The organism is Xanthomonas vasicola pv. musacearum NCPPB 4379, assembly GCF_000277895.2.
Taxonomy (GTDB): domain Bacteria; phylum Pseudomonadota; class Gammaproteobacteria; order Xanthomonadales; family Xanthomonadaceae; genus Xanthomonas; species Xanthomonas vasicola.
In genome coordinates this window covers 603,400-616,636 of the sequence record NZ_CP034655.1, presented here as the reverse complement: position 1 = coordinate 616,636, position 13,237 = coordinate 603,400, and the positions used below count along the sequence as shown (strand labels likewise).

The 13,237-nt window shown below is 65.3% G+C and carries 12 protein-coding genes; 2 read left to right on the top strand and 10 right to left on the bottom strand.

Annotated elements, in window-relative coordinates; all coding sequences use genetic code 11:
* Window positions 1-78: 78 nt before the first annotated feature.
* The 6 genes from mdcB to mdcA form a co-directional block, all read right to left on the bottom strand.
* A complete protein-coding gene (mdcB, locus tag KWO_RS02850) occupies window positions 79-948 on the bottom strand; it encodes a triphosphoribosyl-dephospho-CoA synthase MdcB (protein ID WP_010379546.1) in 870 nt (289 codons plus the stop codon).
* Window positions 945-1,586 carry a malonate decarboxylase holo-[acyl-carrier-protein] synthase gene (mdcG, locus tag KWO_RS02845; protein WP_010379544.1) on the bottom strand — a complete coding sequence of 214 codons (642 nt, stop codon included), beginning with the start codon at window positions 1,584-1,586 and terminating at the stop codon, window positions 945-947. The genes mdcB and mdcG overlap by 4 nt, the downstream gene beginning before the upstream one ends.
* 2 nt (window positions 1,587-1,588) lie before the next feature.
* Complete coding sequence (gene mdcE, locus KWO_RS02840; protein WP_010379543.1) at window positions 1,589-2,293, bottom strand: biotin-independent malonate decarboxylase subunit gamma; 705 nt, start codon at window positions 2,291-2,293, stop codon at window positions 1,589-1,591.
* Window positions 2,284-3,186, bottom strand: coding sequence for a biotin-independent malonate decarboxylase subunit beta (locus tag KWO_RS02835; RefSeq protein WP_010379542.1), 903 nt, complete (start codon window positions 3,184-3,186; stop codon window positions 2,284-2,286). The genes mdcE and KWO_RS02835 overlap by 10 nt, the downstream gene beginning before the upstream one ends.
* A 124-nt stretch (window positions 3,187-3,310) precedes the next feature.
* Window positions 3,311-3,628 (bottom strand): malonate decarboxylase acyl carrier protein, encoded by a 318-nt coding sequence (gene mdcC / locus KWO_RS02830; RefSeq protein ID WP_010379541.1) that lies wholly within the window; start codon window positions 3,626-3,628, stop codon window positions 3,311-3,313.
* Between the two features lie 9 nt (window positions 3,629-3,637).
* The gene (gene mdcA, locus KWO_RS02825; RefSeq protein WP_010379540.1) at window positions 3,638-5,284 is read right to left on the bottom strand and encodes a malonate decarboxylase subunit alpha; all 1,647 of its coding nucleotides are present in this window, start codon (window positions 5,282-5,284) and stop codon (window positions 3,638-3,640) included.
* A 209-nt stretch (window positions 5,285-5,493) separates the two neighbouring features.
* Here mdcA and KWO_RS02820 point away from each other — a divergent pair, with 209 nt between their 5' ends.
* Together KWO_RS02820 and KWO_RS02815 are read left to right on the top strand one after the other, a co-directional pair.
* Window positions 5,494-6,024, top strand: a complete 531-nt coding sequence (locus KWO_RS02820; RefSeq protein ID WP_010379539.1) for a PadR family transcriptional regulator — start codon at window positions 5,494-5,496, stop codon at window positions 6,022-6,024.
* Window positions 6,025-6,368: 344 nt separating this feature from the next.
* Window positions 6,369-7,163, top strand: a complete 795-nt coding sequence (locus tag KWO_RS02815) for a siderophore-interacting protein (protein WP_010379538.1) — start codon at window positions 6,369-6,371, stop codon at window positions 7,161-7,163.
* A 72-nt stretch (window positions 7,164-7,235) separates the two neighbouring features.
* On the opposite strand, the gene KWO_RS02810 is transcribed toward KWO_RS02815, so the two are convergent.
* The 4 genes from KWO_RS02810 to KWO_RS02795 all read right to left on the bottom strand — a co-directional run bounded on the left by KWO_RS02810 (window position 7,236) and on the right by KWO_RS02795 (window position 12,871).
* Window positions 7,236-8,516: a histidine-type phosphatase gene (locus KWO_RS02810; protein WP_010371742.1), complete on the bottom strand. Its 1,281-nt coding sequence runs from the start codon at window positions 8,514-8,516 to the stop codon at window positions 7,236-7,238.
* Complete coding sequence (locus KWO_RS02805; RefSeq protein WP_017113960.1) at window positions 8,516-11,017, bottom strand: TonB-dependent receptor; 2,502 nt, start codon at window positions 11,015-11,017, stop codon at window positions 8,516-8,518. The genes KWO_RS02810 and KWO_RS02805 overlap by 1 nt, the downstream gene beginning before the upstream one ends.
* 257 nt (window positions 11,018-11,274) lie before the next feature.
* A complete protein-coding gene (locus tag KWO_RS02800) occupies window positions 11,275-12,360 on the bottom strand; it encodes a FecR family protein (protein WP_010379533.1) in 1,086 nt (361 codons plus the stop codon).
* Entirely contained in the window at window positions 12,353-12,871 is a 519-nt protein-coding gene (locus KWO_RS02795) for an RNA polymerase sigma factor (protein ID WP_017113782.1), read from the bottom strand. Before KWO_RS02795 ends, KWO_RS02800 begins: the two co-directional genes overlap by 8 nt.
* Window positions 12,872-13,237: the final 366 nt, after the last annotated feature.

The following is a 13,237-nucleotide window of genomic DNA, read 5'->3' as shown; positions in this document are numbered from 1 at the left end:
CCGCATCCGCCAGCAAAACGCTGCTGCACTGCATGCGCGCATGCGGTGTTTGATCGACTGATATAAGGCAAACGCGGCTCATACCATCCCCTGCCGATGCAGGAACCATGCGCAGGCCAATAGATCTGCGCTGCCACCGGGACTCAGGCGACGCGCGACGAACTGCCGGCCGATCGCATGCAAGCGCACGCGCCACTGTGGTTGTGCGATGCCGCCGTCGGCAAGGAAGGCTGCTGCCTGCGCTTTGGCAAACGCCAGCCCGTCGGGCCCACCACGATGCAATAGATTGAGATCATCCACCGCGGCAATGAGCTGCATCAGGGTTTGTGCCAACGCCGCTTCACGCGTGGCGCCACCGTCAAGCGCGCTGCGCAACGCAGGAAGTGCGATCTCGCGCAGCAATGGGTATCCCGCGGCGGCCTGTTCGCGCACCCCGCTGATGCGGTACTGCGCACGTACGCGCTGGCCATTGCTCTGCGGATTCACCGGTGCAGCCTGCAATGCATCGCGCCACATGCGTACGCCATCGCAGATCTCTTCTGCAGTGGGTCGCCGGCCGTGCGCAACACGCAGGCGTGCCGCCTGCGCCGTCAGCAAGCCCAGGCTGAAGATCGCACCACGATGTGTGTTGATGCCACACGTGGCGCGCAGCATCGCGGCCTCGGCCTCGATCCCCAACTGACGCAGCCGCTCGAACGACGCATGGTCGATGCCGGCTTGGGCAAGAGCGACAAAATAGCCACGCAGGGCGAACAGGCTACGCACAAAGGTGGATGCATCCATGTCGGTATGACTGCCGCTGTCGAACGGCGTCACCAACCCCGGCTTGGGCGCGCAAGCCAGTTCTGCATGCAGGGCGCTAACCGCCAGGCGGCCGAGCCGATATGCAGCCTCGCGCGACGGCATAGGCGTATCGGCAACACACATCGCTTGCAGTTGCGCACTCATGCCGCACTCCATACTGGAAACAGCGCGGCACGCGGCAGCAGCCGGCAGCCTTGGTTAGATTTCACCAACACCTGCTGCGCGTTGCCGGCGTATTCGCGCCAGTTCACTGCGTTGTCGTCGGGCAGCAGCAGTTCGCCATCGGCACGTAGCCGATAACGTTGCTCCCAGCGCTGCAGCAGTGCCACCACTGCGTGTGCGTGCTCGGGCGTTTCGATGGACCAGAGCAGGTCGAGATCCGATTGCGCGTGCACGTACATCTGGCCGGTCAGGGCTTGCCAGGCAAAGCTGCCGAAGACACGCGGGTGCAATGCTTGCGCGTGTGTTTGAGCGAGCAAGGCCTGCAATGCCGGCAGCACCGCGACAGGCGCATGTGGCAACACCGCGTCCAATGTCAGCGGCGCCGTGCAGCGTGCGATATCGGCCACGTGCGCCTGGAGCGCCAAACGCTGCTTGCCCTTGCTGGGCGGCAGCGGCACACCAAGCCGCAGGGTGCCTGCTGCCTGGCTGTCATCGCAACGCGCCACTACCGCTGGCAAGCCAGCAGCGAACCACTGCTGCAGCCGCAACTGGGCGCCCGGCGTAATGGCTTGCCACTGTGCTTCGCCGCGCAACCACACCAGGGCGTGGCGGCCAGCCATGCTCAGGCCTCGCCTGCTGTCACAGCCGTGGCAACATCGCGCGCCAGCGTGCGCCCGCCGCGTTGCGCGCCGAGTGCGCGGCGCTGGTCGCCATCGGCATGTGCGGCAAGTGCATCGAGCAGTGCCTGGGCCAGGTCGCCCTCCCACAGCGATTCCACCGCGCCCATGCGCACGTAATTTTCCACGCCCGGTGCGAACACCGGCGAGCTCTTGCTCAATGCCTGCAAGGTATCGACCGATTGTTTGGTCACGCGTGCCATCGCACGCAGATCCATGACGCGAATCTGCGCATCGGGCAGTGCGTGGATATGGTCGGCCATCAAGCCGAACGACAGAAATCCACCACTGACCGATTCGCCATACACCAGCGTGACCAGCCGCGCGCCGCGCTTGCGTGCCAGATCCAGTGACCGGGCCAGATGCGCGAAATAGCCATTGATGCCGAGCAATTCGTCGCGCCGCGCCAACCGCTGCCCGGCGGTATCGGCCAGCATCACGATCGGGCGCTGCGGGTGCGCACGCGTGCTTTCCAAGACGGTGGCAGCCAATGCCAAGGCGTGATCAACACCCACTTCGAGCTTGTTGGCGGTGCCGATCACGGTGACTTCGCCAGCTGCAGTGGTCGCACTGCCGGTGAGCACATCGTCGTTGCGCGCGATGGCGTGACCGAGTGGAAACAGCTGATCGAGCAAGTGACTCAGTTCCATGGAAGGCTCCGGTCTGCGGTCGCGGCAAGAAAGGCCTCGGTGTCCAGCAGCGGCAGGCGCTGCGCATCGACGATGCCTTGACGCTTCCAGATCTCCAGCCCGTCGCGACAATCGCCATAGGCATCGATGCGTGCGGATAATTGCTGCTGCGCGTGTTCCAGCGCCTGCAATGCGGCTTCGTCTATCGCCTCTTGGAGTGCATCGAGCGTGGTCAGCGCGGCAGCGGCGAAGGCGCTGATGCGGTCAGCCACCAGTGCTTGCGCCTCGCCAAGCAGGTAGCGATGCTTGCCGCCGGTGACGCGCCACACCAAGGCACGGTCGCGCGCATCAAACTCTTCCACGCCGCGCACGGTTTCGATCACGTCCGGGCCGGACAACGACAAACGGCCTTCTTCGGACATGATCACCGCACTACAGCAGCGCGCCACGATGCCCATGCCACCGAACGCACCGTTGCCGCTGCCGATCAAGGCCAGCACCGGCACGCCGGCGGCACGCGCGTTCAAGGTGGCACGCATGATTTCGGAGATGGCGATCAGCCCAGCGTTGGCTTCATGCAGGCGCACGCCGCCGGTGTCGAGTAACAACAACACGGCATCCGGTTGCGTGGCCGCAGCGCGTTCCAGCAAGCCAGTGAGTTTGGCGCCATGCACTTCGCCGACGCCGCCGCCCATGAAGGCACCTTGCTGCGCAGCGATCAACACGCTGCGGCCGTGCAAGTTGCCCTCGCCGACGACGATGCCGTCATCGAAAGCGCCGGGTGTATCGAGTTGTGCCAGATGCGGACTGATCAGACGGCGACGCGGGCCGACGAACTCGCGGAAGCTACCGGCATCCAGCATGCCATCGATGCGTTCGCGGGCATCGGCTTCGTAATAGCTGCGCTCGGCCATGGGAACGGTGGTGCTCATGCAAACCTCCCGATCGCTTGCGTGGGAGCGCACCCGGGCGCGACCGCAGCGTTACCGGGAACGTGCGTCGCGCCCGGGTGCGCTCCTACGGAATGGATGAAGCGGCTCATGCGTCGGCTCCCTGCAGCACATCCAGCGCTTGTTCCAGGCGCAAGCTCACCACCGCCGGCGTGGCGCCAACATCGTTGATGCTGATGCGCACATCGCGCAGTGGGTGACGCGCGGCGAAGTCGTCCAGCACGGCCTGCCAGATCGTGCCAAAGCCACGTGCGGCGGTGAGGATTTCGATGTCCATGGCGCCCCCGAGCGGCACGCGCTCGACCAGCACCTCCAGATTGCCGGAGGCGACCACACCGACCAGCGCGTGTTCCAGCCCGGCGCGTGCGCCGCGCTGACCATCAAAGCGATATCGCAGGGTTTCCATGCTGTGCCCTTACCAATTGCGAAAGCGTTTCGGCGGGTCGTACAACCCGCCGGACCAGCGCACCAGGTCCTTGACCGTGCGCGCAGCGAGCAAGTCGCGCGTTGCATCGCGCGGGCGAATGCCCAGATCGTCCGGCCGCTTGATGACCCCGCGGTCGCGCAGGTTTTCGACCATGCGCCTGTCGGGCCCCAAACCGACCGCGGTATAGCCAGACACGCCACGGATCGCCTGTTCGCGCTCTTCCGGTGTGCGGCACAACAGCAGGTTGGCGATGCCTTCTTCGGTCAACACATGGCTGACGTCGTCGCCGTAGATCATCACCGGCGGCAGCGGCATGTTGGCGCGCTCGGCCAGTTCCCAGGCGTCGAGCTTGTCGACGAATGCCGGTGCCATGTGCTCGCGGAAGGTTTCCACCATCTGCACCACCAGCTTGCGCCCGCGCGGCATTTCGCCGGGCGTTGCCGCTTCGCGCCCGGCCTTGAGCCAGGCGGTGCTGGCATGCCGGCGGCCGCGTGCATCCGAACCCATATTGGGCGCACCGCCGAATCCGGCGATGCGGTCGCGCGTGGCGGTGGAGCTGTTGCCCTGCAGATCGATCTGCAAGGTAGAGCCGATGAACATGTCGCAGGCATACAACCCGGCGGTCTGCGACAGCGTACGGTTAGAGCGCATGCTGCCGTCGGCACCGGTAAAAAAGATGTCCGGGCGTGCGGCGATGTACTTTTCCATGCCCAGCTCGGAGCCGAACGAATGCACCGAGTGCACGAAGCCCGATTCGATCGCCGGGATCAGCGCCGGATGCGGATTGAGCGCCCAATGCCGGCAGATCTTGCCCTTCAACCCCAGCGATTCGGCATAGGTGGGCAGCAGCAACTCGATTGCGGCGGTATCGAAACCGATGCCGTGATTGAGCCGGTCCACACCGTACTCGGCATAGATGCCCTTGATGGCCATCATCGCCATCAACACCTGGATCTCGGAAATCTGCGCAGGGTCGCGGGTGAAAAGCGGTTCGATGTAATTGGGCTTGGGCGCCTGGGTGACGAAGTCCACCCAATCGGCAGGAATATCCACGCGCGGCAGCGTGTCGACGATTTCGTTGACCTGTGCGATCACGATGCCACCCTTGAACGCAGTGGCTTCCACAATTACCGGTGTGTCTTCGGTATTGGGGCCGGTGTAGAGATTGCCGTGGCGGTCGGCGGCCTGTGCGGTGACCAGGGCGATACGCGGGGTCAGGTCGATGAAGTAGCGGCCGAACAATTCCAGATAGGTGTGGATGGCGCCGATTTGGATACGGCCATCGCTGACCAGGCCAGCCAGTCGCGCGGCCTGCGGGCCGGAGAACGAAAAATCCAGACGCTTGGCGATGCCGCGTTCGAACACATCCAGATGCGCGGCCAGCGACAACACCGATTGCACCATGTGCAGGTCATGCACGCGCGCCGGATCCACTTCGGTAAGGCAACGCGCCAGGAAATCGGCCTGCTTCTGGTTGTTGCCTTCCAGGCACACGCGGTCGCCGGGCTCGATCACCGCTTCCAGCAGCGCCACCACATCGTCAGCCGCCACCACGCGCCCTTGCGGTGCCAGCGCGGCAGCGCGCTGCAGGCGCTGCCGCCGGCTTTCGGCCTGGGTGTCCCATTGTCGACTCATGCCTGCACCCCGGCGGGCCGGGCCCGTAATGTCAAAGTAATTACATCGTAATTATGGAAAGTAGCGCTGTCTAGTCGCGTTGCAGCATCTGCGTCTGTCGCCAGATAGCTGGTCAGCTACGCAACAGACAATGGCTTGCCAGCGAGCTGGGTTCGATATATCGTTTTTTCATGCTTCGATATATCGAATGACGATGCGCTCCCGCAAAGATGACGTACTCAGCGAGCCCGATCCGTTCGTTGCGCCCAGCGCCCAGCGCCACGCGCCGCGGCGGCGCGCGCGCACGTCCGCTGGAGCACGGCGATCTGCCCCTGCTGCTGCTCGCGCTGATCGCCGAGCGCCCGCGCCATGGCTATGAGTTGATGCGACAGATCACTGCACTCTTCAAAGGGCTGTACACACCCAGCGCCGGTGCGATTTATCCGGCGCTTGCGCAGTTGGAAGCCGCCGGCTGGGTGCACACCGATCTGGACGCCGGCCGTAAGCGCTATCAAGTCACCGCCGCTGGCAGCGAGCACGTTGCCCAGCAACGCGATGCGCTCGACGCCGCGCTGGCGCGCACCCACCGACGCGCGCGTGAGCTGATCAAGGCGCAGACGCCGGCACCGATTCGCGATGCGATTCATCGCATCAAACATGGCCTGTTTGCGCGGCATGGGCAGTGGACAGAGGAAGAAACCAAACGTATTGCTGCATTACTCAACGCCGCCGCCGACGGCATGGAGCGCGATGACGACTGAGTGCGCGTAGCGCTGTACTCCGACGCCAATCGCTGCTGGCTTGATGGCGATTTGCGACAGCTGCACGTCATCGCAGTGTTTGTGTTGCGGGTGGACGTGATTTGCATGCGCTGCAGTCCATGCGGTTCAACTGCATGAGATTTTGCCCGTACCTTCATCCGCCCCTGCGGGGCACCTTCTCCCGATGGGAGAAGGAACTGCCACTGCGCTGGATGACATCGCACCTCCACGTGTCAGGTCAGACACCCACTGCTTTATTTACGCACCACGTAATCGATTTTGTAACCGCGTCATCTTCCGCCCAACGCCGCGCACCTTTGCGCGCACTCCAGGACTCGCACACCATGGCTGCACACACCAACACCCAAGTCCGTCACGACACACGCCTACGCTCCGTCCAGGTGGTGCGTTGCGAAGCGATCACCCCGCAGATGCGCCGTATTGTGTTCGGCGGCAGCGAACTCGCAGGCTTCGAAAGCACTGCGCCTGACGATCACGTCAAACTTTTTTTTCCCAATGCCGATGGTGCTTTTGTGCTGCCGACCATGACGCCAGAAGGCCCGCGACACGAAGAAGGCTCACTGCCTTCGCCAGCACGCGACTACACGCCACGCCTCTTCGACCCGCAAAACGGCGAGTTGAGCATCGACTTCGTGCTACACGGCGATGGTGTGGCATCCAGTTGGGCCGCGCAGGCACAACCCGGTGACCCACTGAATATCGGCGGCTCGCGCGGCTCATTTTTGGTCGCCGACGACTACGACCACTACGTGCTGATCGGCGACGAGACCGCACTGCCGGCGATCGGCCGCTGGCTCGAAGCGATGCCCGCCGACATGCACGCGGAGGTGTTTATCGAGATTGCCGATGCCGCCGAGCGGCAGGAACTGCTCAGCGCTGCCCAGGTGCGGGTGAACTGGCTGGAGCGTAATGGTTTCGATGCCGCCAGCAGCACCTTGCTGGAAGACAGCTTGCGCGACTACGAGCCTGAGGACGGCGACACGTTTTACTGGATCGGCGCCGAATCGATGCGCGCACGCGCCATGCGCAAGTTTCTCGAAGAACACCTGGGCGTGGACAAGGCGTGGGTGCGCGCCAAGGGTTATTGGAAGGCGCGTACCGAGCATGGCGAGGCGTAAGTGCACGCAGCGCGCGTCGGCGCTCGAGGCGTCACTAGCCGCTGCGTCCACACGCACGTTGCATGACGCACGCTACGGCTGCGCCGGCCAGGGCTGCATGGCCGGCAGTGCCATTTGCACATGGGCCGGATCGATGCGCGTGCGCAGCCAGGCCAGTGCGACCGGCAACGGGCATAAGCTTTGACCGTGGCAACCGGGCAACACCAGCGTGGACGAGGCCAGCGCATCGCCGTCCAAGTGCCCACTGCGCAACGCCGACAGGCTCGGCATCAGAGTTCGCACGCGCAGCAAAGGCGCGTCGTTGCGCTCAAGCACATCCAGCACCAGCGCGCCGCCGGGCGGGTAGTCGTCGGGGCGGTCGCTGCGATGCCACTGCACGCCCAGCAATCCACCGAGCGTGGCCAAGTTCGTGTCGTGACCCACCAGTACCAGCAATCGTGTAGAGGGCGGCGTCAATGCCGCCACCGACGGGCCTTGCCCGACCGCCGCCTGCACGGTAGCCAGCAGATGCGCCAGCAGGTTGGATGCCGCCGCTGTGGCAACCGGCAACGGATGCTTGCTTTGGGCGAACGAGGCATTGTGCAAGGCAATCAATTGCGCCACCGCGGCGCGATCTACACGGCCCCAGCCCCGCTGCTGTGCATCGAAACCTTCGACGTCTTCCAACATCAGGTTCTCGGCCAGTCCACCGGCCAGCTTGAGGGTGCTGGCCGCGTCCGGCGATCCATCGCGCATGGCCGGATCGTAGAGCCGGCTGGCCGGTGCCGAATCGGCGCAGGGTCCGTGCTGGCAAGCGCTCAACACTGCCTGCAACTGCGCCATTCGCACGCGCGTGTCGGCCTCCAGCCGCACCGGCGGTGCCGGCGCCTTGCCGCCATCGAACAAGGCGTTGTGTTTGCCCTCGGGCAAGGCCTGGTAATGCGCTGCGCAGTCCGGCGCCATGCCATGCAGCAGCGCCTGCGCACTGGCGTGGTTGCGGGCAGTGCTGTCGGCGATGGTGACGATCTGCTCAGTGCCATCGCAGCCACTGGCGGGCAACCCGAGCGGCGGGGCCAGCAGCGCGCGATAACGTGCGCCCAGCGCTTGCATGACTGCCCGTCCGTGCGGAGTGAGTCGGCCCGGTGCCACCGGCCACCGCGGCCATGGCTGCGCACTGTAGCGATCCAACTCGCTGCTGGATTGCGTCGGTGCACGAATACCATGCCGCACCAGCACGATGGTCAGGCGCACCTGCGTGGTTGCTGCAACGGACTCTTTCGCGGCCACGGCTGCCGCTGCCGGCAGACACAGCGCCAGAGCGAGCAGTGCTCGCCGCAACGCGCGGGAAATACGATGCGTGCGCATGGTCTGCATCAGAACGTCGCCGACAGATCGAGGAATACACCGCGGCCAGCCAAGCCGAAGTACAGCGGCGCATTGTCGGTAGAACGCGTGCCGGCGTAACCGATCAGCCGGTGCGTATCGAGCAGGTTGTTGACCGCCAGGCTGAGCGAATAGCCCTTGAGATTCCAGGGACCATGCGTGCTGCGATAACCGCCGGCTGCATCCAGACTGGTGTAGGACGACAGCCGCTCGTCGTTGCCGAACACCGTCGCGCCAGTGGCATCGGTGCGGTTATCCACGCCGTAGCGAGCGCCGATAAACTTGTCCATCAACGAGCCGTACCAACCGCTGCCGCTGTTGTAGAGCATGCCCAGTGTTCCAGTGACGTGCGGCGCGGCCGCCACCTGCACGCTGCTGCCCTTGTAGGTGGCCTCGTTGTAGCTGACGTTGCCGTACACGCTGACGGTCGGACTCAGCGCGACAGTAGCTTCGCTCTCGATGCCGCGATACACCGCGCCACCACCATTGACGAAGGCCTGCTCGGTGCCGCTGGCGGTCGCCACGCGGGTCTGGCTGATGAAGTTGCTGAAGTCGATGTGGTAGACGTCCATACCGAAGGTCAATCCCCGATCGGCGTAGCTGGTGCCCAACTGCACGTTGGTGGTCAGTTCCGGATCCAGTCCGCGCGCGCCATTGAGTTCGATCACATCGATCGGCGGCGCCAGGAAACCACGCGCAACCTGCGCATACGCGCTCCAGTGGTCGTTGATGGCATCGTGCAGGCTTAACGAGGGCAACCAGGCGTCATAGCTGGCGCGCGTGTATGAAGGCAGCGGCGGCGTGGACTTGTTGACCTCCGCGCTGAGTCGGCGCGCTACATCGGCATAGCGCACACCGGGCGACAGCGTGAGCGCATCGCTCAGCCGCCACGCATATTCGGCATAAGGCTGCGCAGTATCGGTGCGGTCCTTGAGCCGGTAGTTATCCGCGTTGCCGTACTTGGTATCGGTCGGCATGCCGGTGCTCATGTCCAACGGCGTTTGATAGCGATGATCCAGCGCACGTTCCAGCCACACGCCGGTTTTCAGCTCACCCGGGCCGACGTCGCGTGCTAGCCGCAATACATCGCCGAAGGCGAGATTGTCGTTGTCGGCCAGCTTGCCCGGCACATCGATGGCGGCCTTGCCGATCTTCTTGCCGGCGGCGTTGTAGAAGGTGACGCCATTGTCCTTGAGGCTGTCGCTGGTCGGCTCGGTGGTCTTGTCGGCGCGGTGGTCGAAGGTGTTGGCGTAAACGCGGTTATCCACGTCCCAGCCGCCCCACTGGGTGAGCAAGGCCAGGTAACTGAAACTGGAGTAATACGCCGCGTCGTTGTAGCCGGTGTAACTCTGCAAGGCAGGATCCTCACCTAGGCCGGTGCGCCAGCCGTTGGCGCCGATCTGCGCCTTGGTGGCGCCCTGCACGGTGTTCTGGTGTTCCTGGTTGTAGCTGGTGACGAAGGCCAGCGTGCTGGCCTCGCCCACGTCGCTGATGGTCTTGATGAAAGCGTGTTCGCGGCGGTCGTCGGTGCCGTCGAGATAGGTGTCGCTGTGTTCTTTGGACAGATCCACCAGCAGGCGCGTGCCGCTGCCGAGATGCTGCTCCACGCTGACCCCGCCGGCGACCGTGTCCCAGCTGCCGACCGTGCCGTAGGCGGTGATGCCATCGACCGCGCCGGGATCACGCGAGCGCAGACCGACGGTGCCGCCAAAGGTGGCATTGCCGATGGTTGCGCCGCCGCCCGGGCCACGATCGATTTCCGCCTGGCCGAGGATGTGGTTGTTGAAGTAGGCCGAGGTGGTGTGGTGCAGATCGCTGGCATCGCCGAAGGGAATGCCGTCGAAGGTGATGTTGAACTGGCCGTCCTGGAAGCCGCGAATCGAAATGCCTTCGTTCTTGCCCATGCCTGGCCCTTCCGGCGAGGTGACGCTGACGCTGGGTGCGTACTTGATGATGTCGTCGTAATTGGCATTGAAGCGCAGGCCATCGCGGATGAAACGCTCGTCGATGACCGAGGTGGGCTGGATCGCGTCCAGCGGCGGCGCGCTGGGCGCCAGCGTATCGACCTGGTTCGCCACCACGGTGACCGGTGCCAGATCGCGTGCGGTGCTGCGGTCGGCGCTGACGTCCGCCGGTGCCGCCTTGGCAGCCGATGGCGGAGCGGGCGCGCGGGCCGGCGCGGCCGGGGCAATGCTGAGCGAGGTCGCAGTGAGCTGGCGCGCGGCCAAGCCGGTGCCGCCGAGCAGGCGTTGCAGTTGCACTAGCGGTGCCAGCCCGGCCGGCGCACCGGGGCTGCGCAGGTGCGCCGTCAGCGCCGGGTCGTAGATCAGTTGCAACCCGCTGGCCTGGGCGAATTGATCCAGTGCCGTGTCCAGGCTGGCCGGAGCGATGGCCGTCGCCGCCTGCGCCGACGGTGTGGCGGCGACGGCGGTCAGGGTCGGCGGCAGGGCGGTGAGCAGCAAGGCAATCTGAAGGGCGAGCGGGTGGCGCATGGGGACGTCATTCCAACGGGAGTGGGAGAGAGATCACGCAGGTAGCGCGACCGACCTCGTACATGAGTGGCCCTGCGGGCGCGGCGGACACCTCGGCTTTCGTGAATTTTTTTGACAGGCGCCGGTGGGGCGCATCTGGCCGGAACAACGCAGTCAGCAATGACCGCAGCACGCAGACGTGGCGAGTTGGCTTGGCACTACAAGGCTGGGGCGATGCCGCAGCGCGAAAGCGTTGCGCCGTCGCAGCCGCCAGCAGGTCAGCGCACAGCGCGAACCATCACGCGCGCCTGCCCGCACTCGACGCGCATGCCCTGCATGGCAGCCAGATAGGCAAGGAAGGCGGCGTTGTCGCGCAGATGGAAGACGCCGCTGACGCGGCGCTGGGCCAGCAACCGGTCATCGATCTCCAGCGGCACCGAGGCGAAGGCATTGAAGCGGCGCGCGACCTCGGCCAACGGTTGGTCATGCAGGCTGACGCGGTCGGGCAACCAGGCCGTGGCGGCGGCCAGATCGGCGTGCGGCTCCAGCGCCAGCACCTGCCCGCCCGCATCCAGCTGCGCCTGCTGGCCGGCACGCAGATCGGCCAGCACCGCACCGGTGTCGCGCCAGCGTGCCAGCCACCGCGCCGGCGGTGCCTGCACCTGCACTTGCCCGCTGAGCACGGTGACGCGGGCCGCCGCGCCTTCGTGCTGCACGCCGAACACCGTCCCGATATCGCGCAGCAGCACGCCGCCGGTCCACACCTGCAGTGGTCGGTGCGGATCGCGCCCGACATCGAACAGTGCCGCGCCTTGCAGCAGGTCGATGCGGCGTCGCTCGGGCGTATAGCGCACCGCAATGGCGCTATCGCGGTCCAGTTGCACGCGGCTGCCATCAGGCAGGTCGACGATGCGTCCTGCTGCCGAGGCACGGTAGACCACGCCATCCGGTACGGCCGGCGGCGTCAGCAACCAGCCGGCACTGAGCATGGCAATCACCACGCTGGCCGCCAGCGCCCACCGGCGCGCAGGAACGTTGCGTTTGCGCGCGGCACGTGCATTGCCCTGCCGCGGCACCGGGTCGAACGCCGCCGTGCGCCGCAGCGGCACCACTACCCCTTCGTCGTGCAGCGCGCGCCGGCACAAGTCGTCAACCTCGATGGCTTGCTGCTGCGCTGCCAAGGGTAAATCGGCAAACAGCCGCACCACCGCCAGATACTCGGCCACATGCGTCGGCGAGGCACGCAGCCAGGCCAGGAACGCAGTCTGTTGGGACGCACTGGGCTGGCCCTCGTGTAGCAGCAGATACCAGTCGGTGGCGGCTTGCGTGGTGGCACGCGGGCTGGATGGACGTGGCTCAGCCATAGCCCGCCATTCCCTCCCGACACAGCACCACGCCGCGCGCGATGTGTTTCTTCACCATCGGCACGGAGATCTGCAGCCGGTCGGCGATCTGCCGGTGGTCCAGCCCTTCGCGGTAGCGCAGCACCATCGCCGCCCGGCAGCGCGGCGGCAGCCGCTGCATCAACAGCGCCAAGCGCGCGCGACGCTGCTCGGCATGCAGTTCGCTGTCGGCCTGGAACGGCACCGACAAGGCCTCGTCCACGCAGGCGTCGAGCGTGGCGTCAGCGCTCCCGTGACGCTGCTGACGCATCCCCTGCTCCTTGAGCAGATTGGCCGCGATGGTAAACAAATAGACTTCAGGGTTGGCGATTTCGCCGGCCTGCACCTGACGGCGTTGCAGACGCAGATAGACCTCCTGCACCAGATCTTCGGCATCCCAGGCAGGCGCACGACGACGCAGGAAATAGCGGTTGAGCGAGGGCCGCCACTGCAGGAACAGCCGAGACAACAGCGGCGATGCATCGGAGCGCAAGACGAAAGACAACCGACCAGAAAGACGCCGCTCAGGCTGCGTGAACTGCATGACACCTAGATGACAGCGGTCGGGCGCGTTGCACTTCGTGCGCCGTTGCCGGCGACGGCGTTTGTGCGGGCGGTCCAACGATTAAGACATCGACGCTGCGGCAGATCCCTAAAAACGTAGGCGTCCAGCTGCACATTGGCGAACGCGATGCGCTTGGGATGGGGATTGGCGAAGCCGGGAGAGAACAGCGCAACCCTGCATGGTTGCCCAGACGATGCGGTGCCGGCTGCACCATCGATGCACACCGCAACGCGGTCACACCCGCCTGGGTAGCACCTGGCTGCCGCCTACACCGACAAAGGCCCGCCGAAGCGG